This is a genomic window from Sarcina sp. DSM 11001, from assembly GCF_900101015.1.
Classification (GTDB): Bacteria; Bacillota; Clostridia; order Lachnospirales; family Lachnospiraceae; genus CAG-791.
In genome coordinates, this window is sequence record NZ_FNFZ01000007.1 from 89,995 (window position 1) to 114,323 (window position 24,329).

The window sequence follows — 24,329 nt, forward strand, 5'->3', positions numbered from 1 at the left end:
TGCTATACTTATTTTACTTTTTTACATTTAAGATTCTCTTGTGCCGTCTTTTGGACATGAGGGGGAAGGAAGAGAGGATAAATATGATCAGGCAGAACAGGTTGATAGCAGCGATTTTGTCCGCAGTGTTGGTTTTCTCAATGGTTCCGTCGGGAGTACTTGCGGCAGAGGAGACAGTGGATTCTTCCCGGATGGAAATAGAAAGCGAAGGGAACAGACAAAGTGAAGAGACAGATATGGCTGTTTCTGAATATGAGGAGGACAGCTCTGTCCTCGCTGAAGCTGCCGAAGGGGCAGGGGACGATATGGTCCTTTCCGGAGCTGCTGCTGATGAAGGAGAGGATGACGCAGCCCTTCCCGGAACTGCCGATGGGAAAGAAGACGATGCGGCCCTTCCCGGGACTGATGAAGGAGACAGCACAGCTTTTTCCGGGACTGCCGAAGGAGAAGAAGACAGTGAAGCCCTTTCCGGGACTGCCGAAGGAGAAGAGGACAGTGAGGCCCTTCCCGGAGCTGGCAGCGGGAAAGGAGACAGTCTTGTCTCTCCCGAAACAGCTGATGGGGAAGGAGACGGTACTGTCTCTCCCGAAACAGCCAATGAGAAAGGCGCTGAAATTGCTTTTCCCGAAACAGTTGATGGAGAAGAGCAGGAAATCATCAACAGCCCGGACGAACTGACAGAGACAGAGGTATCAGCAGAAAAGGCGGAAGAAGAGAAAGGGCGACAGGAGGTAAAGGAAGAGCAGGAGAGTGCTGATTCTGTCTCCGGAGTGCCTCAGGCAGAAGCTGTTTTTGAAGAGGAGGAGACGATTTCTGACACTGCTCAGGATACAGCGATTGAAGAAACGGCCAAAGAGCAGAAAGAGGAATCTGATGAAGGGCAAAAACAGCTTGTGCAGCCCGAAATGACTTTTATTGGAGAAGAAACAGCAGATGAGGAGGAACAGTATGAAGAGTTCCTCAATGCTGTCTTCTTTGGAGCCGGCACATCTGACAGATCTGGATCCGGAAATAAAAAGAACTCTGGATCTTATCTGACCGGACCGGACAAGCTGTTCTATACCAGGCTTGCAGAAGCGGCAGGTGAGATTGTCAGAGGAGAAAGAGATTCAGGATTAGTTGAAGTTCCGTTAACAGAGATTACGGGAGGGAAAATTGATTTTACAGCCCAGGATCTGGGCCTCGATTATATAGTTGATGAAAGCGGCTCTGAGAATCCCGGGATAGCACAGGCATTAAGTGAAAAGTTTCCTATGGATTTTGCCAGGATCCAGACATGTCTGCTTGCCGACTGTGCCTATGAGATGTTTCCTCTTAAAGCAGGTATTGCTTATCAGGCAGAGTTCAGTTTCTGGCCGGAAGGAACTGGAAATGACTCGGTGGTACACCTGAGCGGAGAGTATTATATTGTCGGCCTGAACCCGATTCAGAGGTTCGCTGATCCGGATGGCGATGAGTTTGCAATCAACTCTGACAAAATCAGGGAAGTCCTTTACGCCGCTGACAATGCCAGGAGGATCGTCAGCAATGCGGAGGGTATGTCGGACTACTACAAACTCAACTACTATAAGGAGAAAATCTGCGATCTGGTGTCTTACGACGAGGATGCGAGAGCTCAGGGCCTGAGTTATGACGATCAGGGCGCATGGGCCCTCCTCAATGTATTTGATGGTGATGACTCAACAAATGTAGTCTGTGAGGGTTATGCGGAAGCATTCCAGTATTTATGTGAGCTGACAACTTTTGAAGGCGATACATACGCCTATTCTGTAACGGGAAACATGGCCGGCGGAACCGGTGAGGGAGGCCATAAATGGAATATCGTTCATATTGACGGAAGCAATTATATCGCTGATATAACCAATTCCGACAAGGGGTCCGCCGGTGAAGACGGGAAGCTCTTCCTTAAGGGAATGGAAGGAAGTGTTGAGGACGGATATACCAAAGAATGGCCGGCGAGAGAAGTGGAAACTGATCTTGGCAACGGCAGCTATTCGGTCACCATTTATCCCGGAGGGACAATCAGTTTTGTCTATGATGACGACACTAAGAAAGCCTTTGAAATTGAAGATTTAACTCTTTCCGGAAGTGATTACGATGCGCCTGAGCCGAACCCGGTGGACGACAGGGTGATGATCAAAGGTGTGCAGGTGCATCTGACGGATAAGGTCGGCCTGATCGTATATGTAAAACCTCTTGAGGGTTCAGATCTGGCAGAGGATGATTACATGGAGTTCCTCTGCAATGACGAAATGACAGATATAGGGGTGGGAGAACCGGGCTGCCGGAAGCTTACGATCACAGACTATACGGGGGAGGATGTTGAAGTCTATGCCTTTGAATATGATCTGTGGATCAAACAGATGGCGGATGAAGTCAGCTTCCGCATGGTCATAGGCGGCGTGGAAGGTACAGAAAAGACTTATTCCGTAAAGGATTATGCTGAAGAAATCCTTCGTGGCAGCTGGTATGGGAACTACTCCGAAAAGGAAAAGGAACTGGCAAAAGCACTGCTTAATCTGGGCGGGTACGCACAGGAGTATTTTGGATATAATACGGACCACTGCGCAAATGGCAGTATCGACAGGGAACTGGGCCCTGACCCTGATCTCAGCGAGTACAAATATACGCTGACCAGGGAAGAAGACAACGGAGGTTTTCATCTGAAACAGGCGACACTGCTGCTTGGGACCTATATTTCATTGCTTTTCACCTATGAAACAGACGAGGGCAAGGGTATCGAAGATTTTGATATTCTGATCGATGGCTGTGATATCTCAACAAGCAAAACCACTCCTGCAGGTGAAACAATTGAAGTGGGATATAATGACGTTCTGGATAAACAATGTATGGTCATTGGGAATATAGAACCGTATAGATGGAACGAGATGCATACACTTGAGGTAAGACCAAAGGAACAGTCGCAGGTTGTCTGTACTTTAAGTTATGGCCCGCTGTCTTATTGTTATTCCAAGCTTCAAAAAGGGAACAATAAGTTGAAAAATCTCTGTACAGCCATTTATAAATATTGGGAAACAGTGTCCGGGGAGTAATGATATTGTGAATTCCAGAAAGAAAATCGGTCTGGTCGCAGGCGCTGTCATTGCCTTGTTCCTTGCAGCAGGCATCGGGATATCAGCGGTCAGGACCGGTAAAGAGCAAAGAACGAAAATAGAAATGGAACAGACGGTTAAAGCCGACAGTCAAAGCAGCGAGGTCAAAACTGTGACGGCTGAGCCTGATCCCCCTTCTGATCTGAAGGATGAAATCCCGAGGCAGGTATCTGCGCCTGCGGATCCGGATGCAGGTCCTGCTGCCGGGCAGACAGACTCCGCAGGGGAGAGGGGACAGGACACAGATAAGGCTGCCCTGCCTGCTGACGGATTTCAGAGACCGGCTCCGGAAACGGAGAATCGCCCGGAAGCACCCGGTCAGACAGAGACAAAGGGGCAGGCAGCACCTGAGGTCATTGACAAGACGGAGGAGTACACAGATACGGATTCCGATGAGCCTGCTGATCCCGGAGACCTCCTGGATTCAGATACCCGGACGGAGACGGAGGATCGCCCAGATCCCGCTTACCCAACAGAAACTGAGGACTTTAATGATTCTGAAGAAAACAGCGATGAGGACAGGCGGGATCAGGATTCCCCTGATCCGGGGAGCGCTGTCCTGCCTCCCGACGATCTTCAGGAGGAGGATACGGAGAGACAAAAGCCCACTGAGCCCGGTGTTCAGCCGGAGACAGTAGAACCGGCAGAATCCAGTGGCCGGTCCGGAACAGAAGACAATACAAGCTCAGGCGCCCGGCCCGGGACAGAGGGCAATACAGACTCCAGTGTCCGGCCCGGGACAGAGGACAATACAGGCTCAGGCGCCCGGCCCGGGACAGAGGACAATACAGGCTCCAGTGTCCGGTCCGGAACAGAGGACAATACAAACTCCAGTGTCCGGTCCGGAACAGAGGACAATACAGACTCCGGTGCCAGGCCCGGGACAGAGGACAATACAGGCTCAGGCGCCCAGCCCGGGACAGAGGGCAATACAGGCTCAGGCGCCCGGCCCGGGACAGAGGACAATACAGGCTCCGGCGCCCGGCCCGGGACAGAGAACCAGGATCCTGCAGATTCTGCTTCCCACGTAGGACCGGAGAATCCCACTGGTCCTGCTGACGATTGGGAAAACGGAGAACAGAATAGCTCCGGAGAACAAAACGGCGAGAGTGAATACAGGGATGAAATCAGGGAAAGAGAAAAGAACGAACTGCCGATCGTGTTCTTTTGATTAAGGGGATATCAAGGACTTTTCTTTGATGACGACAACGAAATGAAAGAATACATTTCCGCACAGTGTGCAAAGTTTATAAACCTGCAATTCTATGGCAGTAGTGAACCAGCTTCAGGAAAGGAATAGTTAAAAATGGAAAAATATGAAACTCCCGTAATGGAAATCGATTTATTTGATGAAGCGGAATTGAAAACATACACCGGAACCGGAGATGCATTAGATCCTGAAAGTTTTCAATAACAGAAAAATAGTTACAGTACAGATCGGCTCGAAACTCGAGGCGTTTTTCGCGGCTTCTCGCGAAAAACCCGAGTTCAACGGCGCGCGGCGCACGCGAAGCGTATTGGAATCGCCGCGCGCAAGCGTTACATGTCCACGCCCTTCGAGTGGGCGTGGACAGTAACGAAAAATAAGATACTATCCGGAATATTCGTTCCATGGAATTTACTCTAGCAATTGTGTTATGATAGTTTTTGACTCGAAATTTCAGGCTTTCAGACAGCCTGTAATGCCGACAGGCGTCCCCCGACGGCAGCTGATCCTTAATCTCGCAGGAGTCGGATTCAAAATTGATCCAGTCAACCGCAGCCAGTTAGCTCTGTGCTTCGCAGGGTATGAAGACCTTCCGGAATACACCGGAAATACGCCTGGGACTGCTGATGGAGTCAGGATCAGCGCCGTCAATACACCGATAGTCTCTCTGGGGATAAGACCGGAGGAGATCAGAGAAGAGAAGGCTCTGTTTCTGCGCCATTGGCAGGATAAAGGGGCAGAGATCCCTTTTATGGACGACTACTGGCATGAGATCAATGCCCTGCGTAGAAAGATGCTTACCGTCCTGATCGAACACCAAATCATCCAACTTCATGGTTCTGCAATCTGTGTGGACGGCCAGGGCGTCCTTTTTACTGCGCCGAGCGGGACCGGCAAGAGCACGCATTCACGGCTGTGGAGGGAGAGGTTTGGTAAAGAGGTCATCATGATCAATGATGACAAACCTCTGATCCGAGTGACTGATGATGGTATCCTGATCTGCGGCGCACCCTGGAACGGCAAACACCGTCTGGGGAGACAGATCGCAGCTCCGCTCAGGGCAGTCGTACGTCTGCGGCGCGGCGAAGCCAATGAAATCAGTCCGCTTGATAATGCGGGAGCTTTCAGGGAACTGTTCCTGCAGACCTATCAATTCAGAGACAGAGAAAAGATGCAGAGGGTCATTTCTGTTCTGGCCCGGATCATTGAAGATGTCCCCTGTTATTCCCTGCTTTGCAATATGGAACCGGAGGCGGCGGAAGTGGCCAGGGAAGGGCTGAGAGGAATATAATTGAGAGGAATATAAAAGGGAAATTCTTGGATGAAAAATATTGAAGGAAGAGAAGCGGGAGAAGACAAGCTGAAAGAAAAGGATCCTCTCGCCTGGGAGGAGATCAGGACAGACCATATCATCCAGGATGAGTGGATCGATTTCCGAAAGACATCCTACCGCTTTCCGGACGGCAGCATCTATGAGCCCTTTTACAGCTACAGCCGCAGAGATTATGTAGTGATCGTGGCCTCGGATCCGGAGGGCAGGTATCTGTGTGTCCGCCAGTTCCGGCAGGGCATCCTCCAGGTGACTACAGAGTTCCCCGCAGGCTGCATAGAGCAGAAAGACAGCAGAGACAGGACAGAGAAAGACAGCAGAAACAGGGCAGAGGATGAAAAGGGCAGGGACAAAAAGAATGGGAGCTCCGGGAAGGACACCGGGAACAGCCATCCCTTCGGCGCTTCCTGGAGCGTATCTGAGGAGGATGCTCTGGAGGCGGCTAAGCGCGAGCTCCGTGAAGAGACCGGTTATGAATCCGATGAATGGGACTACCTGCTCACTGTTCCTTCTAATGCCACCCTGGCGGACAATTACGCTTTCCTGTTTACAGCGAAAAACTGCCGGCGGGTCTCCGGACAGACCCTGGACGACATGGAGTTTCTGGATGTCAAAAAGTACTCTGCCCGGGAAATTGAAGAACTGATCGCAAAGGGTGAGTTCCAGCAGGCGGTCCATATCACAGCCTGGCTGCTGGCGCAGAGAAGGGGATCAGGAGCTGTTACTGAATAGCTTCTGACAATCTGCATGACGGTTCTTATGCTCACTGAGTCGAAAAAATATGCTGTTTTAAAACTCTGGCCTTGTTGAAATAACGACACAGGAAAGCAGATCGCAGAGCTTGCATACATCAGGAGCGGGAAAAAGTGTAAAAAAGCGGGAAAAAAGCCCCGCTTTTTTTATTGACAGGAAGGGGATACAGGTGTACATTCGTGATTGTATACATGTACGCAAAGTTGTTTTTTTAAAACTCAATAAGCTCATAAAGATTTCATGGATTTTTTCATGCTCTATGGGTATAATGAGGAATGGCAAATTTTTAAGCAATCATGGAGCAGTGCGAAGATGCCCCGCCAAACGGCCTTTTTTAAAATGTTTTTTAACTCTTTTGCCGGCTTGAGAGGGGACAGTCGCAGGAATTGGCAGACATGGAAGTCTGCCAGAGAGGAGAGTTCATGCCCCAGAGAACAGACATCCACAAGGTATTGATCATCGGCTCCGGCCCGATCGTCATCGGGCAGGCGTGCGAATTTGACTACTCGGGGACGCAGGCATGCAAGGCTCTGAGGAGCCTGGGATATGAGATCGTCCTGGTCAATTCGAATCCGGCGACGATCATGACAGATCCGGAAATGGCGGACAGGACTTATATAGAGCCGCTGAATGTGGACAGGGTCACGCAGATCATCAAGAAGGAGAGGCCGGATGCCCTGCTTCCCAATCTGGGCGGTCAGTCCGGACTGAATCTGTGCGCGGAGCTGTACAAGGAAGGAATTCTGGATCAGTACGGTGTCAAGGTCATCGGCGTTCAGGCAGATGCCATCGAGCGCGGCGAGGACCGAATTGAGTTTAAGAAGACAATGGACAAGCTGGGTATCGAGATGGCCCGCAGTGAAGTGTCCTACAGTGTGGAGGAAGCCCTGGCGATCGCCGACAGGCTTGGTTATCCTGTCGTCCTCCGTCCCGCCTATACCATGGGCGGTGCCGGCGGCGGCCTCGTATATAATAAAGAAGAACTGAAGACAGTCTGTGCCCGCGGTCTGCAGGCATCGCTCATCGGTCAGGTCCTGGTCGAGGAGTCGATCCTGGGCTGGGAGGAGCTCGAGCTCGAGGTCGTCCGCGACAAGGACAACAATATGATCACGGTCTGTTTCATCGAGAACGTGGATCCCTGCGGTGTGCACACCGGAGATTCCTTCTGTACGGCACCCATGCTGACGATCAATGAAGATCTGCAGAAGGAGCTGCAGAGGCAGGCCTACAAGATCGTCGAGCATATCGGCGTCATCGGCGGCACCAACGTACAGTTTGCGCATGATCCCGTCAGCGGCAGGGTGATCGTCATCGAGATCAATCCCCGGACATCCCGGTCCTCCGCCCTGGCCTCCAAGGCGACCGGCTTCCCCATCGCCCTGGTCTCGGCCAAGCTGGCCACCGGCCTCACTCTGGCGGACCTCACGGACTCCCGCTTCGGTACCCTGGACAAATATGTCCCTACCGGCGATTTCGTCGTCGTCAAGTTTGCCCGCTGGGCATTTGAAAAATTCAAGGGCGTCGAGGACAAGCTTGGCACCCAGATGCGCGCGGTCGGCGAAGTCATGAGTATCGGCAAGACCTACAAGGAAGCCTTCCAGAAGGCGATCCGGTCCCTGGAGAAGGGCCGCTTCGGCCTCGGTCATGTGAACGGCTTCGATCAGATGTCTCTGGACGAGCTGCGCCAGCTCCTGATCAATGTCTCCTCCGAACGCCACTTCATCATGTATGAAGCCCTCCGCAAGGGCATGACCGTGGACGAGATCTATGCGATCACAAAGGTCAAACACTATTTTATCGAGCAGATGAAGGAACTGGTCGAGGAAGAGGAAGCCCTTGTCAAAGAATTCAAGGGCAGGGTTCCCTCTGATGAAGCTCTGGTCCAGGCCAAAAAGGACGGTTTTTCCGACCACTACCTGGCCCAGATCCTCGGCATCGCCCAGGATGAGATCCGCCATGCCCGCGAGGCCCTTGGCTGCACCGAGCGCTGGGAAGGTGTCCATGTGAGCGGGACTCAGGACAGCGCCTACTACTATTCGACTTATATCGGGGAGGACAAGAACCCCATCAGCACAGACAAGCCCAAGATCATGATCCTGGGCGGCGGCCCCAACCGGATCGGCCAGGGTATCGAGTTCGATTACTGCTGCGTCCACGCGGCCATGTCCCTCAGAAAGCTCGGCTTCGAAACGATCATCGTCAACTGCAACCCCGAGACTGTCTCCACGGACTATGATACCTCTGACAAGCTCTACTTCGAGCCCCTGACCCTGGAGGATGTCCTCTCGATCTATAAGAAGGAAAAGCCCGTCGGCGTCATCGCCCAGTTCGGCGGACAGACTCCTTTGAACCTCGCTTCCAAGCTGGAAAAAGAGGGTGTGAAGATCCTTGGTACATCCCCCGCTGTCATCGACCTGGCGGAGGACCGCGACCACTTCCGCGCCATGATGGACAAGCTGGGCATTCCCATGCCCGAGGCCGGGATGGCGACCACCGTCGAGGAAGCCCAGCAGATCGCCGCAAAGATCGGTTATCCGGTCATGGTTCGTCCCTCCTACGTCCTGGGCGGACGCGGGATGGAAGTCGTCCACGACGATGAACAGATGGCAGATTATATGGCGGCAGCGGTCGGCGTCACCCCTGACCGCCCGATCCTGATCGACCGCTTCCTCCACAATGCCATGGAGTGCGAGGCGGACGCGATCTGCGACGGTACTCATGCCTTCGTGCCCGCCGTCATGGAGCATATCGAGCTCGCCGGCATCCACTCCGGCGACTCCGCCTGCATTATTCCGTCGCGGCATATTTCTGAAAAGAATCTTGAGACCATCCGCGAGTACACGAGAAAGATCGCTGAAGAAATGCATGTTGTCGGCCTGATGAACATGCAGTACGCGATCGAGGATGATGTGGTGTTCGTGCTCGAGGCCAACCCCCGCGCGTCCCGTACTGTTCCGCTGGTCTCCAAGGTCTGCGGCATCCGTATGGTTCCCCTTGCCACCGAGATCATCACTTCGGAACTCACAGGCAGAAAGTCCCCTGTGCCGGATCTGAAGGAAAAAGATATCCCTTACTACGGCGTCAAGGAGGCTGTGTTCCCCTTCAATATGTTCCCTGAGGTCGACCCCGTCCTCGGACCTGAGATGCGGTCCACCGGCGAAGTTCTCGGTATTTCCAGATCCACCGGCGGTGCCTTCTATAAGGCCCAGGAGGCGGCCAAGATGCAGCTGCCCCTAGAGGGTTCTGTCCTGATTACTGTCAGCGAGCAGGACCGCCCCTATGCGCCTGAGATTGCCCGCAGGTTCCATGAAGCCGGCTTCAAGATCCTCGCGACAGAAATGACCTGCAAGGCCATCACCCAGGCCGGCATTCCCGCCGAGCGCGTCAATAAAAATTACGAGGGCCGCCCGAATATTCTGGACCTCATCACCAACGGCCAGATCCAGATGATCGTCAATACCCCCGTGGGCAAGGGAGCCCGCCACGATGACAGCTACCTGCGCAAGGCAGCCATCAAGGCCAAGATCCCCTATGTCACCACTACTGCGGCCGGTCTTGCCGCCGCCGAGGGCATCAGCCACCTCAACCGCAAGGGCTCGGGCCTGATCCTGCCCCTTCAGGAGTGGCACAGCATGATCCGCGACAAGGACTGATCCCTTTCCGGTCATCTGCCGGAATCGTTCCTTTCCGGTCATCCGCTGGACTGGCTTCTTTCCGGCTGCCCGCTGAGGCGCCTGCAGCCTTCATGGTCACAAGCCAGGCAGCCCGCAGCTTTATTCCTGCATGAGCTTTATTCCTGTATGTATGCGGGGGGGGGGCTGCCCATTGTCACAAATATAGCTGAAATATAACTGCGATTATATCCGGCAGGAGCCTCTGACAGCTCCTGCCGGTTTTTGCGTCTGAACCACATAATCTGAACCGCGGATTATACAGCACTGTTTTTCACATTACTTTTACAGGCTGCTTTTATACTGGTTTTATACCCCTTATGATCAGCCGACATAGATTGACCGGAGAGGAGTATAAATGTATAATGATATGAGTCAGCCTATACGCCATTCCAGACTGTTTTTGCATGGGTTGACTTTTTCACAGCCGGCTTTCGCCGGCCGTAACTGTAGGAACCGCATCGATGATCATCTGGTCATCTGACTATAGAGAAACACTGGTCAACCGGGTGTAAGGATTATTCCTGCGATTCCTTGTAAACCAATCTCCGAAAGAACCGCCTGCACGGTTTTTCAGGAGGATCTGGAGTGCCTGCCGGACACTTCAGAAAGAAAGGAGGATTCATAGTTATGAGAAAGAAACTGTTGGGAATTCTTCTCGGAGCGGTCATGGCCGTCTCCCTTGCAGCCTGCGGCGGCAGCTCAGGCGGCGCGAAGATCGAGAGCACAGATGCAGCTCCCGCTGCTGATGCGGCATCGACTACAGAGGCTCCTGCGGCAGATGCCGGCGCAGCAGAGGATTTCCACATCGGTATCGTCACCGGTTCCGTCTCTCAGTCCGAGGATGACAGACGCGGCGCCGAGGCCTTCCAGGCCAAGTACGGCGAGGAGAACGTCACTCTGGCAATCTATCCCGACAACTTCACAGAAGAGCTTGAGACCACGATCCAGACCATCGTGAACCTTTCCGATGATCCCAAGATGAAAGCCATCATCGTCAACCAGGCGATCCCCGGCACGACTGAGGCATTTCGTCAGATCAAGGAGAAGAGGCCTGACATCATCTGCATCGCCGGTGAGTCTCACGAGGATCTTCCCGAGATTGGCTCCGCAGCGGACCTGGTCGTCAACAACGACTTCGTCGCCCGCGGCTATCTGATGATCAAGACCGCACATGATCTTGGCTGCGATACGTTCGTACACATTTCCTTCCCTCGTCATATGTCCTATGAGACCATGAGCCGCCGTGTAGCGGTCATGAAAGAGGCCTGCAAGGAATTCGGCATGAAATTTGAGATGGAGACCGCTCCCGACCCGACCACTGATGTCGGTACCCCCGGCGCTCAGGCCTATATCCTTGAGCACGTTCCGGAATGGATCGAGAAGTACGGCACCAATTCCGCTTATTTCTGCACCAACGACGCGCACACAGAGCCTCTGCTCAAGCAGCTGCTCAAATACGGCGGCTACTTCATCGAGGCAGACCTTCCTTCTCCTCTGATGGGCTATCCCGGAGCTCTGGGCATCGACCTCAGCGCGGAGGCCGGCGATTTCCAGAAGATCCTTGCCAAGGTTGAGGAAGCTGTTGTGGAACAGGGCGGCGAGGGCCGCTTCGGCACATGGGCATATTCCTACGGTTACACTGTTTCCGCAGGTCTTGCAGAGCATGCAAGAAACGTCATCCTGGGCAACAGCGAGCTCTGTGATATCGATGACATCTCCGACGCTTACGGCGTATTCTCTCCCGGCGCGGAGTGGAACGGCTCCAACTACACCAACGTAGATACTGGCGTCAAGGCCGACAACACCTTCCTGATCTACCAGGATACCTATATCATGGGCAATCCCGGCCACTACATGGAAGCAACAAAGGTAGAAGTTCCTGAGAAGTATTTCACAGTGAAATAAACTGCGCGTCAGTCGGCATGGTGAATCGCGTCTTGACCAAAACCGCAGCAGTTCGATAACAGGAATATGTCAGGAGACGAATATGTTCTTCTGACATACCGACAATGTGCATTTTAAATGTCGGCGAGGGGGGACAGCGAAAGGGTTCCCCCTCGTCTTGTTGCGACAAATGCGATTTTATCCTTTCAATGCGGAAATACCGAAGTTTTACGTATGCAATTTAATGCGGTAAAGCTGGAAAGCAATGAACTTCTGCGCAGCTCATATCCGGGGCGGCTGCCCCGGCGTACAACAGGACTGCCGGACAGCTGTCCACAGGTGATCTGGACTGCGCAGCAGCTCATTCATTTATTATTTTGAAGTATAAACCTGTGAACTGCGGGCGATATCCGCAGGACACAGCCACGAGACGAATAAAAAGACGAATAATAATAAAAACTGGAAACAGGAAGGCATGATTTATGAGTGAACAAAAAGCGCCGCTTCTGCAGATGCGGAATATTAAAAAGGACTTTTTCGGCAATCAGGTGCTGACAGATATCAATCTGGAGCTGGAAGCCGGTCAGGTCCTGGGACTGGTCGGTGAAAACGGCGCCGGCAAGTCCACGCTGATGAAGATCCTCTTTGGCGCGGCAGACATTGCGGAGACGGGCGGTTACGGGGGAGAGATCCTTCTGGACGGCCAGAAAGTCTCTTTTTCTTCCCCTTTTGATGCCATTGAGGCGGGCATCGGCATGGTACATCAGGAGTTTTCCCTGATCCCTGGCTTTGAGGCGGAAGAGAACATTGTCCTGAACCGTGAACCGAAAAAGGGGAACCTCCTCTCGGAGATCTTTGGAGACCGTCTGGACACCCTGGACCGGAAGGCCATGGATGAGACGGCTGAGAAAGCGATTGAAAAAATGGGCGTGTCGATCGACCGCCATATGGTCATCAGCAGTATGCCCGTAGGTCACAAACAGTTTACGGAGATCGCCAGAGAGCTCTCCAAGGATCAGCTGAGGCTCCTCATTTTGGACGAGCCGACAGCGGTCCTGACAGAGCGGGAAGCGGAAGCCCTGCTGGATTCCATCCGCGGAATGTCCGCGCGGGGAATCTCCGTCATCTTTATCACCCACCGCCTGCAGGAGATCCTGTCAGTCTGCGATACTGTAGCTGTCATGCGCGACGGCGTCCTGGTGGAAAAAGTACCTGCCTCACAGACCGATGTCCACCAGATCACCCATTGGATGGTGGGAAGAGACATCGAGGGCGCCTCCGGGGAAACCCCGCAGGCAGCGGAGCAGGATCCCGGAGAAAACGCGAAAATTGCTCTCAAAATCGAGAAGCTGTGGGTGGATATGCCCGGTGAGACTGTCCGGAACGTCTCCCTCGATGTCAGAGAGGGCGAGATCCTGGGGATCGGCGGCCTGGCCGGCCAGGGAAAGCTCGGCATTCCCAACGGCATCATGGGCCTGTATGAGGCAGGCGGCCGTGTGGAGTTCGAAGGAAAGGAGATTCCTCTGAACAGCCCTCGCAAGTGCCTGGATTCCTCTTTTGCCTTTGTCTCTGAGGACCGACGCGGCGTCGGCCTCCTCCTGGATGAATCTCTGGAATGGAATGTGGCTTTTCCTGCCATGCAGGTGCAGAACAAATTCTTGAAAAATTATCTCGGCGGCCTGATCAAGTGGAGAGACGACGATGCGATCCGCGCCGTCACCGAAAAATATATTGATGAGCTCAAGATCAAGTGCACGGGATCAAAACAGAATGCGAGAGAGCTCTCCGGCGGCAACCAGCAGAAGGTCTGCCTGGCCAAGGCTTTTGCCCTGGAGCCCAGAGTCCTTTTTGTCTCTGAACCTACCCGTGGTATTGATGTCGGCGCAAAAGCACTCGTGCTTGACGCACTCAAAAAATTCAACCGGGAAAAAGGGGTCACTGTCGTCATGATCTCTTCGGAGCTGGAAGAGCTTCGTCAGACCTGCGACCGTATCGCCATCGTTTCCGGAGGCCGGATCTCGGGCATCCTGCCCGCGTCCAGACCGGTCGTGGAATTTGGTGAGCTGATGCTCAAGAGCGTCGTCTGACGCAATTACTCAGGAGCGTCGTCTGACGCAATTGCTCAAGAGCGTCGTCTGACGCAATTACTCAGGAACGTCGTCTGACCCAATGGGCTCCGGCAGACGGGATGCCTGTAAAAACATACCAATAAGACACATTCATAGAATACATTCTGGATATATTCAGAGATTAATTCATTCAGAGATTAATTCATTCTGAGATTATTGTTCAGGGAATACTATTCAGAGAATACAAGGAATAAATATGATGAAAGATAAAGTAACCGCTTCGCTGAAAAGCTTCGGCGTGCCGCGTCTGATCATTGCGGGCTTTTTGCTGCTGCTCCTGATCATGGCTCCTTTCGTCGGGGCAGACCTGCCGACGCAGATCTCCAACATCATTAACCGTTTCAGCTGGAACGGCATTCTCGTGCTGGCCATGGTCCCCATGGTGCACTCCGGCTGCGGACTCAATTTCGGCCTGCCTCTGGGCATCATTTCCGGCCTTCTGGGGGCGACCCTCTCCATCGAGCTGGGCTTTAAGGGGGGCTTATCCTTCCTTGCGGCCATCCTGATCGCGACACCCTTCGCCCTGATCCTGGGCGCGGGGTACGGCTGGCTCCTCAACAAGATCAAGGGCGGAGAAATGATGATCGCGACTTATGTCGGCTTTTCATCCGTCTCTTTTATGTGCATGATGTGGCTGCTGCTTCCCTACCACAGTCCCAACATGGTCTGGGGACTCTCCGGCAAAGGGCTCCGTACCACGATCTCCCTGGAGGGTTATTACAACCAGGCGCTGGCGGGCATTCTGCAGATCAATATCGGCAGGATCTCTATTCCGACCGGAACCATTCTGTTTTTTGCCCTGCTTGCCTTCGGGATCTGGGCATTTCTGCATACAAGGACCGGGACAGCCATGACGGCTGTGGGCTCCAACCCCGTGTTCGCCAAAGCGGCGGGCATCAATGTCGACGGCATCCGTATGCTGAGCGTGATCATGTCCACCTGGCTTGCGGCTGTGGGCATCCTGGTCTATGAACAGGGCTTTGGCTTTATCCAGCTCTACATGGCGCCCTTCTATATGGCGCTCCCGGCTGTCTCGGCCATCCTGATCGGCGGCGCGTCGGTCAACAAGGCAACGATCATGAACGTCATTGTCGGAACGATCCTCTTCCAGGGTATCGTCACCATGACGCCCACGGTCATGAACAACATGGTCCACATGGATATGTCGGAGGTCATCCGCATCATCGCGTCCATGGGCATGATCCTGTTCGCACTGACCAGAAAGACGGAGGCATCGAGATGAAGACAGAAAATGAAAAAAAGACCTCCCAGGACATGGTGGGGCTGTTCCAGAAGGTTTCCGTTCCGGTCATGTTCATCATCATCTGCGCGGTCTGTATCCCGATCTCCGGCCTGTCAGCTCCTATGCTGATCAATGAGATTGTGACCCGCATGGGCCGCAACGCCTTCCTGATCCTGAGTCTGCTGATCCCGATCATGGCAGGCATGGGCCTGAATTTCGGAATGACGCTGGGCGCCATGGCGGCGGAGATCGGCCTGATCCTCGTTTCCGACTGGCAGATCGTGGGCATTCCCGGAATGGTCCTTGCAGCCATCCTCTCTGTCCCGATCTCTACCCTGCTGGGAATCTTCTGCGGAAAGATCCTCAATCAGGCTAAGGGCAGGGAGATGATCACCAGCTATATCATGAGCTTTTTTATCAACGGTATTTACCAGCTGGTCGTCCTGTATTTGATGGGAAGCATAATCCCCATCAAACACAGCTCTATCAAGCTCCCCAGAGGCTACGGTATCCGCAATACCGTATCTCTTCTGGGCATGCGTCAGAAGCTGGACAACCTGCTTGCCATCAAGATCGCCGGGATCAAGATCCCGATGCTGACCTTTATCATCATCGCACTTCTGTGCCTGTTCATTGTCTGGTTCCGCCGGACGAAACTCGGGCAGGACATGCGCGCCGTCGGTCAGGATATGGAAGTCGCCCGTGACGCCGGCATCAATGTGGAGAGAACGAGGATCATCTCTATCGTCATGTCCACAGTCCTGGCAGGTATCGGCATGGTGATCTACCTTCAGAACATGGGCAATATCGCAACCTACAGTGCCCACAGCCAGATCGGTATGTTCTGTATCGCTGCCCTGCTGGTCGGCGGAGCTTCCGTAGACCGCGCTTCCATAGGCAACGTCTTTCTGGGCGTTATTCTCTTCCACACCATGTTCATCGTCGCACCCCGCGCAGGCGCCTATATCACTGGCGACTCCATGATCGGCGAATATTTCCGCGTGTTTGTCTCCTATGCGGTCATCACGCTCGCCCTGATCATGTATGAGACCAACAAGCGCAGGGCAAAGAGCGCGGCCGGCAGGGAGCTGGCTGCCGCTCAGGAGATGGACGACGCCGGGAAAGCGGCTGCCGGGGAAAAGTAATAAGGAACTGAGTTTTACACAGATTCCCGGGCAGCGATCCTGCAGGAACAGGACTGGAGGTTTAAATTGAAAAACAAACGACAAATCATTTTCCGCGCCGTGGCACTCGCCATCGTGCTTGCGGTTGCTGCCGCCATGTTTGTCATCGGCCGCGGACATACGATCTATTTTGACAATAAGACCTGCGAATATAATGGCCAGAGTGTTGAGGCGTTTTATAAGGTCAATGTAACGGTAGGAGGAGAAAAAGTCGCGAAGCTGAGTGCCCGCGACAGAGGAATGACAGATATCATGGGTCAGAGTGTCACCATGACCCTGGAGATCACGGACCAGAAGGGGGGGACCCCTCACGCCCATAAGGTGACCCTGGGCGTCCCCTATAACATGGATGGCATCATCCTCAATCTCCCTGCCCTGATGGCAGGGCTCCCTGAGGACGCCTATATGTCAGAATTCGTTATCGCTGCTCCAGTGCAGGACGAAGCTGAAGAAGAGGTTAATACAGATGAATTTGACATGGGAGACCAGATGGGAAGTCCGATGGAAGATCAGATGGAAGACCAGATGGAAGACCAGATGGGGGACATTTGATAGAATAAGCTCGAAGAATATGCGGCTGAATATGAGCGGCTGAATGCTCAGGACCTGCAACAGGTCCTGCGGGACCCCAAAAGAAAAAGACCGGGAGGCTCCGGATGGAGCCTTCCGGTCTTTTGTAAGTTCTTATGTAAGTATGTAAGTTCTTATGTAAGTATTTATGTAGGTTCTAATGTAAGTTCTTATATAAGTTCTTATATAAGTTTTATGGCTTTTCGGCATATGCAGTCAGAAATATCTCTGCTTACGTTTCTGATCACACCCTGACCAGGATGTGACCATGAAACGTTGCATTCGGCGATTCCAATGCGCTTTCGTTGCACGCAACACACTCTTCGAGTGTGTTAACGCTGTTTAACTCGGGCTTTCGCGCAAAGAGCGCGCGAAAACACCTGTCTCGAGGCTGGTGCAGGTGTGACTTGTAACCTGCTTACACAGGACTGCTGCCTTGCCGTGCTCAGCTTTCCGCCATTCTCATTTTCTGCTCGGTGATTTCGTCCAGCAGGCGGAGCTTGTTGTCATACAGCTTCTGGGACAGGTCGACGTAGACCTGGTGAGGGTTGACCAGACGGCGGGATTCCTCCCAAAGGGTATCCTGCTCTTTCAGACAGTAAGCTCTGATATCCATGGTTTTGGGACTGGTGTAGACACATTTGCCGTTCTTGAAGAGAGGCACCATCAGCTCGCGCAGGGAGAATTCGCCGGGATGGAGCTTGGTCTTTTTCCAGGGCTCCGCGGGATCAAAGAGGGTGATCGCGTCGCTCTCTTTGAAGACCTCCTCTTCCAGGCAGATCAGGTCGGCCTGGATCTTGTGCTCGGGCTCGTTGTAGACGCGGTAGATCTTTTTGTTTCCGGGGTTTGTGACCTTCTCGGTGTTCTCGGAGAGCTTGATCTTGGGCACGAAATTGCCCTTGTCGTCCTGGATGGCCGCCAGCTTGTAGACGCCGCCGAAGGACGGGTTGTCCTTGGCTGTGATCAGGTTGGTGCCGACGCCCCAGGAGGTGATGGTCGCGCCCTGGCTCTTCAGGGAATCGATCAGATGCTCGTCCAGGTCGTTGGAGGCGGAGATGATAGCGTCCGGGAAACCGGCTTCATCAAGCATCTTTCTGGCCTTTTTGGAAATATAGGCCAGGTCGCCGCTGTCCAGGCGGATACCGTAGCCCTTGCCCAGGATTCCCTTGTCCTTGAGGTACTGGAAGGTCTTAATGGCGTTGGGGACGCCGGACTTGATGGTGTCATAGGTGTCTGCCAGCAGAATGCAGGCGTTCGGATACAGTTCGCCATAGGTCTTGAAGGCAGTCAGCTCATCCGGGAAGCTCATGATCCAGCTGTGGGCGTGCGTCCCTTTGACAGGGACGTCAAAAAGCTCGCCGCAGAGGACGTTGGAGGTGCCGACACATCCGGCGATGACCGCCGCGCGGGCCCCGTATGTGCCCGCGTCGGGACCCTGGGCCCGCCTGAGACCAAATTCCATGACGCCGTCGCCCCTGGCCGCATAGCAGATCCTCGCCGCCTTGGCGGCGATCAGGCTCTGGTGGTTGATGATGTTCAGGATCGCAGTCTCCATAAGCTGGGCCTGCGCGATAGGAGCGATGACCTTGACCATGGGCTCGCGGGGGAACATCAGGGTGCCTTCAGGAATTGCGTAGATATCTCCGGTAAACTTGAAATCCGCCAGATAGTCCAGAAAATCGGGATCAAAAATATCGAGATTTCGAAGGTATTCAATGTCCTGACTTGAAAAATACAGATTTTTTACATAGCGGACGAGCTGCTCGACTCCGCACATGATGGTATAGCCGCCGCCGAAAGGATTCGTGCGGTAAAAGGCATCAAAAATAACCGTGCGGTTCTCCTCTTTGTTTTTGAAATAGCCCTGCATCATTGTCAATTCATACAGGTCCGTGAGAAGGGTCAGGTTTTGTCTGTCCATAACAAGGATCTCCTTTCCAAAAGCATTCCGTTAAGATTCCCGCAGGACTCCTCCACCTGCGTTTTTTCAAGCCTTGACAAATTTTGAATCATTGTACTTCATTTTGAGCAATTGTGCAATGACATGAGTCGGGGAACAGACAAGTGATTCCTGATGATAAAGACACTGCCAGATGCGGAAGAGCCAAAAAGAATTGACAGAACAGGCATGACAGTGTGCCTCCTCTTGTGATAGAGTATTGGAAACGCAGATATTCAACATGCTTTTTATGTACAAATCTATAGTAGAAACAGCAGCGATTTATTTTTTAGGCAGCAGCAATTCATTTTTTAACAGTAGTAAATGGTTATCCGTACATTGACGTATAAGGAGGACGGAAATGAACAAGATCAAGAGCCGGCTGGCAATGCTGCTCGCTGTCATACTCCTTACAGGCTCCCTTCAGGGGCCTGTTTTTGCTGTCCAGAGCGGACAGGGGGGAGCGGCTGCGGGAGTCTCAGCGCAGAAGGGAACAGTGGATCCTGACCAGGTGACACAGACGGAACCCCTTGACCTGGTGCCGGAGGAGGACACTCCGGAGGATCCGCCGGAAGAAGAATTCTATACGGTCACAGTGGAGATGGACGGAGGGTACGGCGGCGTATATAACGGCGACGTTTTTGACGATTCCCTCGGTCAGTATGTGACGGACGCTTCTTCTTTTGTCAAGAAGGTGAAAAAAGGCGAGGCTGTCGAATTCATGCCGGGAAGCCTTTACATCGGAGGGGATCATCAGCATGATTTTCTGGGCTGGAGTCTGGAGCCCGGTGGAGAGATCGTCGGCACTAAGACCAGCTATACCCCGGTCGGTGACTGCACCCTGTACGCCAACTGGACCAGCCATGTGGCATTTGTCCTGATGGATGATGACCATTTCCCCGATGAGAGCAGGGGAAAAACTGTCTATGCTGACCGCGACGGCTGGGTCACGGTACCGGAGGATCCGATATCAGGGACACAAGGCTGGAAATTCTACAGATGGATCTGGTATGAAAACGGAGAACCGGTTGAGATTCAGGATGGGAAATTCCACATTGACTATACCTGTACGGTGAACCCTGACTGGCGGGACATCAAGGTGGAGGAGATCACTCTGGACAAGAGCGAACTGGCCCTGGGGATCGGTGAGACGGCGCAGCTGCAGGCCGCTTCGATTCTGCCTGAGGACGCACTCTCAAAAGAGATCACCTGGAAGAGCAATGATGAGGTGACCGCATCAGTCGATGAGAACGGTTTGGTGACAGGCCTGCGCAGAGGGACGACGACCGTCCTGGCCTATGCCAGTGACGGAGGCGGCGCCAGGGCGTTCTGCACCGTGAATGTCGATGGAGGAAAGACCCTGGTCACTTTTGACGCCAACGGAGGTTCCTTCCAGGGAAGATTCTGGGATGCTGAGGCGGAAGGCTACGTGGAAGACCCCGTTTCCTTCTCCCGGGAGGATGTCGGTTTCGGAGCCTCTTTCAGTTCCAGTGAAACGATCCTTCACAGCGATCCGTCCATGCGCTTCAGGGGCTGGAGCCTGACAGCGGACGGTGAGCCCGTGATCGGGAAGACGGAGAACTATAAGACAGATCAGAACGTCACTCTCTACGCTGTCTGGGAGCCGGTCTATGTCGTCACCATTGACATGAACGGCGGAAATTACCTCGGCCTGGTCCATGATGACGCCCTGGGAGAAGATGTCACTTCCCCCGGCTCCTTTGTGTGGGAGATCAAAAAGGGAGAATCGCTCGCATTTGAAGAAAGCAGGATCTATTATTCCTCAGACCCCGACCGTATATTTACTGGCTGGAGTCTGGAGCCGGAAGGAGAGATCGTCGGAACCAGGACCGGATACACACCGACAGAAGACTGTACGCTGTATGCGGTCTGGACTGAAAAAGGATCCGGCCAGCCGGAAGACCCCCAGGAGGATACCTGGACGATCACCATTGACTGCAATGGAGGGTATCTGCCGGGCACACAGTTTGATGACGAAAAACAGGAAAATGTCGTCAATCCCTCTTCTTTTGTGAAAAAGATCAGGAAGGGCGAAAGTCTGAATTTATTCCTGAGCAAAGCCTGGATCGAGGATCCTCACAAGACGATCGCGGGCTGGAGTCTGGAACCAGGCGGCAGTATCGCGGTCTATCCCCTGACGTCCAACAGTTATGTGCCCCAACAGGATTGTACTCTTTACGCGGTCTGGGAGGATGCCTACTCCGTCACTCTGGATCTGAACGGCGGATATTATACATCCGCGTTCTGGAACGGAGAAACACTTGAGTATGAAAGCGGCCTCAGGGAGAGGGTCACCAGGGTACAGTGCGGGAACGGTGTAGACTTCAATGCCTCCAGTATGAGGCATGACGACAGTTCCATGCAGCTGGTCGGCTGGAGCACGGAAAGAGACGGAGACATAGTTTCCAACGAATTCGGCTGGTATTTTCCTGAAAATGACTGCACACTTTATGCTGTGTGGGGCAGGTCCCACCTGGTGACTGTCGACCTGGGCAGCGGGCATTTCGGCGAGAACAGATGGGACAGCGTGGAAGGCCGGTATGTCAAGGGAGAGAGTATCTGGCACGAGAGAGTCGGTGAAGGAGGAAGAGTGGTGCTTGTCCCTTCACAGATCGTTCCCGCTGATCCTTCTTTAATTCTGGCTGGCTGGAGCCTGGAGCCGGATGGCGGGCTGATCCTTGACCGGTATGCCACTACCTATGAGATTCAGGAAGACTGTACCCTCTATGCCGTCTATGATCATTTTCATACGGTTACAGTCGATTACCGCTTTGGCCGCAGCGGGACATCAGTCTTTGATGATCAGGGCGGATATATCAGGACCGATACACAGTCCTATGTTAAAAAAGTCCGGCAGGGAGAGGCAATGGAGCTCTATCCGGATTCAGCCCACTATCCCGTAGATTATTCACCGCACGATTTTGGCGGATGGAGCCTGGAGCAGGATGGTCCTCTTCTGGAGGACAACTACAGTTTTATTCCGACAGAGGACTGCACGGTCTATGCAGTCTGGACTTGTCATGCCATCTTCAGAGCAGACGGCGGCCGCTTCCCCAACGGAGACCTGTCGGTCCGGGCGAATGCGGACCGGGCCAATAAGGTTTTGGTTCCCGAAGAAATTCCCGTTGCTGATGATGAGACAAAGGTCTTTGACGGCTGGTGCCGGGAGGGAAGCACAAACAAGATCACTGTCGATCAGGATGGGAAGACCGACATTCCCTATAATGTCACTTTTGTTCCTGTCTGGAAGGACAAACCCCAGGACGACCCGGGTGAAACCACCTGGACGGTCATTTTCGACGCCAACGGCGGGACATTCCCGAACGGGCAGACACAGATTACAGAAAAGGTCGAAAAGGGAAGGGGGACATATTTCGATATAGAGCCGGTAACGGAAGAGGACAAAGTCTTAAGAGGCTGGATGCTCGAAGACGGTTCAATTATTGAGGACGCTTTTTATTATTACCCCACTGGAAACGAGACACTTTACGCGGTGTGGTCTGACTATTATACAGTTACTTTTGACGGAGCAGGAGGAGAGCTGAATTATAGCGGCAAGTATCGTGTCAACAAAGTTGCCGTAGGCGGCAGGTTACGCTTTGGAAATCTGGAAGCAGAATACCCTGATCACAGCAGAATATTCCTGGGATGGACAGAAGAAGGAGAGGAAGAACTACTGGAGAATCAGCGTTATTATGTACCGCAGAAAGATATAACTCTTACTGCAAAATGGGTAGACGCAGCGGAGCTTACTTTTGATGCAGGAGTCGGGTATTTCCAGATAGAATACGATCCCATGGTAGAGGATCCTGTAATTATGTACCGGAAACAAAATCCTCTTACATTTCACTTCCCTCAGGGGTATTCTCTTTGTGAAGCTGTAGAGAAAGAATATAACACAGATCCTTATTATATCGAGACTTATTCATTCGGTGTTTCTTATGGCGCAGATGAGTATCACAATCCCACCAAAGAACTCAGATTCCTGACCCCCGAAGCAGCCGACAAAGACCTGATCTTTACCGGTTGGAACCTGCCCGACGGGACCTTCATCTCAAAGGAAAACCTTGGATCCTTTGTCCCTGAGGGAGATACAACCTTTACGGCCGTCTGGAAAAAGCCCGTTGAAAGCCTTGCTCTCTCTGAGACCTCGATCACGCTCAATACCGGTGAGACGGCAGTACTGAAGAAAATCATCCATCCCGGGGACGCAACGGACAAGAGGGTGAGCTGGAAGAGCGGCAACACGAAAATTGCCACAGTAGACGCGAAGGGCAATGTAAAGGCAGTCTCAAAAGGCACCGCGACGATCACGGCGACGACAAAAGACGGAAGCAGGCTTTCCGCTTCCTGCACAGTCACCGTGAAGCAGCCTGTTACGAAGCTGACCTTAAACAAGACCTCCCTGACCCTGATGAGAAACAAGTCCTTCGCCCTGACGGCGACTGCTGCTCCTTCCAACGCCAACAACAAGGCCGTGACCTGGAAGAGCAGTAATACTAAAGCCGCCACAGTTGACTCGAAGGGTAACATCAAGGCAGTCGCGAAGGGTACCGCGACGATCACGGCGACCGCGAAAGACGGCAGCGGAGTAAAGGCTGTCTGTAAGGTTACGGTCACACAGCCCGTGACTAAGATCACCCTGAACAAGACCTCCCTGACCCTGAACAGGGGAAAGACCTTCACGCTGAAAGCGACAGCCGGACCTGCGAGTGCCAACAACAAGGCGGTCAAGTGGACCACCAGCAACAAGGCAGTGGCAACGGTCACCTCTAAAGGTGTAGTGAAAGCCGTCAAGAAGGGGACTGCGACGATCACAGCGACAGCCGCTGACGGCAGCGGGAAAAAGGCGGTCTGCAAGATCACGGTGAAGCAGCCTGTCACAGGACTTAAGATCAGCAAAACGGCACTTACCGTGACGAGAGGAAAGACAGCGGCCCTGAAGGTCACAGTATCTCCTTCCAATGCCAACAACAAGACCCTGAAATGGACCACCAGCAACAAAGCGGTGGCAACGGTCACCTCCAGGGGTGTCGTGAAGGGGATCAAAAAAGGAACGGCAACCATCACCGCGACCGCCACAGACGGAAGCAAAAAGAAAGTGACGTGCAAAGTTACCGTGAAGTGACAGCAGCATGCACATAAGCCGATGCATGTCAACGGGAATGCAGGACTCGTCTGCGAGTCCTGCGCGCCTAAACACAAATAGATCACGGTCGGGCGTTCTGCTGTGGTTCCGTCCTTTCATAGCGCCCCTAATACATATAGATCACGGAGGACTA

At 53.2% G+C, this 24,329-nt stretch carries 12 protein-coding genes; 11 read left to right on the forward strand and 1 reads right to left on the reverse strand.

Features of this window, described 5'->3' with window-relative positions:
- The first annotated feature begins 83 nt into the window (after nucleotides 1-83).
- The 10 genes from BLT02_RS05200 (at nucleotide 84) to BLT02_RS05245 (ending at nucleotide 17,069) form a co-directional block, all read left to right on the forward strand.
- On the forward strand, nucleotides 84-3,053 hold the full coding sequence (locus tag BLT02_RS05200) for a putative sodium/potassium/calcium exchanger (protein WP_092992263.1): 2,970 nt from the start codon (nucleotides 84-86) through the stop codon (nucleotides 3,051-3,053).
- Between the two features lie 7 nt (nucleotides 3,054-3,060).
- Nucleotides 3,061-4,284, forward strand: coding sequence for a hypothetical protein (locus BLT02_RS05205; RefSeq protein WP_092992265.1), 1,224 nt, complete (start codon nucleotides 3,061-3,063; stop codon nucleotides 4,282-4,284).
- 466 nt (nucleotides 4,285-4,750) lie between these two features.
- Nucleotides 4,751-5,611, forward strand: a complete 861-nt coding sequence (locus BLT02_RS05210; protein ID WP_092992267.1) for a hypothetical protein — start codon at nucleotides 4,751-4,753, stop codon at nucleotides 5,609-5,611.
- Nucleotides 5,612-5,641: 30 nt separating this feature from the next.
- Nucleotides 5,642-6,382: an NUDIX hydrolase gene (locus tag BLT02_RS05215; RefSeq protein ID WP_139187426.1), complete on the forward strand. Its 741-nt coding sequence runs from the start codon at nucleotides 5,642-5,644 to the stop codon at nucleotides 6,380-6,382.
- Nucleotides 6,383-6,825: 443 nt separating this feature from the next.
- Nucleotides 6,826-10,056 carry a carbamoyl-phosphate synthase large subunit gene (gene carB, locus BLT02_RS05220; protein WP_092992335.1) on the forward strand — a complete coding sequence of 1,077 codons (3,231 nt, stop codon included), beginning with the start codon at nucleotides 6,826-6,828 and terminating at the stop codon, nucleotides 10,054-10,056.
- 648 nt (nucleotides 10,057-10,704) lie between these two features.
- A complete protein-coding gene (locus tag BLT02_RS05225) occupies nucleotides 10,705-11,982 on the forward strand; it encodes a DUF3798 domain-containing protein (protein WP_092992269.1) in 1,278 nt (425 codons plus the stop codon).
- A 461-nt stretch (nucleotides 11,983-12,443) separates the two neighbouring features.
- On the forward strand, nucleotides 12,444-14,048 hold the full coding sequence (locus BLT02_RS05230) for a sugar ABC transporter ATP-binding protein (protein WP_092992271.1): 1,605 nt from the start codon (nucleotides 12,444-12,446) through the stop codon (nucleotides 14,046-14,048).
- Nucleotides 14,049-14,286: 238 nt separating this feature from the next.
- Nucleotides 14,287-15,333, forward strand: coding sequence for an ABC transporter permease subunit (locus BLT02_RS05235; RefSeq protein WP_092992273.1), 1,047 nt, complete (start codon nucleotides 14,287-14,289; stop codon nucleotides 15,331-15,333).
- Nucleotides 15,330-16,478, forward strand: coding sequence for an ABC transporter permease (locus BLT02_RS05240; protein WP_092992275.1), 1,149 nt, complete (start codon nucleotides 15,330-15,332; stop codon nucleotides 16,476-16,478). The genes BLT02_RS05235 and BLT02_RS05240 overlap by 4 nt, the downstream gene beginning before the upstream one ends.
- 66 nt (nucleotides 16,479-16,544) lie before the next feature.
- Nucleotides 16,545-17,069 (forward strand): DUF6672 family protein, encoded by a 525-nt coding sequence (locus tag BLT02_RS05245; protein ID WP_242869704.1) that lies wholly within the window; start codon nucleotides 16,545-16,547, stop codon nucleotides 17,067-17,069.
- Nucleotides 17,070-17,532: 463 nt separating this feature from the next.
- Here BLT02_RS05245 and BLT02_RS05250 read toward each other — a convergent pair whose 3' ends face one another.
- A complete protein-coding gene (locus tag BLT02_RS05250; RefSeq protein WP_092992277.1) occupies nucleotides 17,533-19,008 on the reverse strand; it encodes a nicotinate phosphoribosyltransferase in 1,476 nt (491 codons plus the stop codon).
- Nucleotides 19,009-19,387: 379 nt separating this feature from the next.
- Here BLT02_RS05250 and BLT02_RS05255 point away from each other — a divergent pair, with 379 nt between their 5' ends.
- On the forward strand, nucleotides 19,388-24,175 hold the full coding sequence (locus BLT02_RS05255; RefSeq protein ID WP_092992280.1) for an Ig-like domain-containing protein: 4,788 nt from the start codon (nucleotides 19,388-19,390) through the stop codon (nucleotides 24,173-24,175).
- Nucleotides 24,176-24,329 lie beyond the last annotated feature (154 nt).

Excerpts from the sequence above, each read along its gene's own strand:
- BLT02_RS05225 (WP_092992269.1), top strand. The coding sequence starts at position 10,705 with ATGAGAAAGAAACTGTTGGGAATTCTTCTCGGAGCGGTCATGGCCGTC.
- BLT02_RS05215 (WP_139187426.1), top strand. The coding sequence starts at position 5,642 with ATGAAAAATATTGAAGGAAGAGAAGCGGGAGAAGACAAGCTGAAAGAA.
- BLT02_RS05240 (WP_092992275.1), top strand. The coding sequence starts at position 15,330 with ATGAAGACAGAAAATGAAAAAAAGACCTCCCAGGACATGGTGGGGCTG.
- BLT02_RS05230 (WP_092992271.1), top strand. The coding sequence starts at position 12,444 with ATGAGTGAACAAAAAGCGCCGCTTCTGCAGATGCGGAATATTAAAAAG.
- BLT02_RS05250 (WP_092992277.1), bottom strand. The coding sequence starts at position 19,008 with ATGGACAGACAAAACCTGACCCTTCTCACGGACCTGTATGAATTGACA.
- BLT02_RS05200 (WP_092992263.1), top strand. The coding sequence starts at position 84 with ATGATCAGGCAGAACAGGTTGATAGCAGCGATTTTGTCCGCAGTGTTG.
- BLT02_RS05255 (WP_092992280.1), top strand. The coding sequence starts at position 19,388 with ATGAACAAGATCAAGAGCCGGCTGGCAATGCTGCTCGCTGTCATACTC.
- BLT02_RS05235 (WP_092992273.1), top strand. The coding sequence starts at position 14,287 with ATGATGAAAGATAAAGTAACCGCTTCGCTGAAAAGCTTCGGCGTGCCG.
- carB (WP_092992335.1), top strand. The coding sequence starts at position 6,826 with ATGCCCCAGAGAACAGACATCCACAAGGTATTGATCATCGGCTCCGGC.
- BLT02_RS05210 (WP_092992267.1), top strand. The coding sequence starts at position 4,751 with ATGATAGTTTTTGACTCGAAATTTCAGGCTTTCAGACAGCCTGTAATG.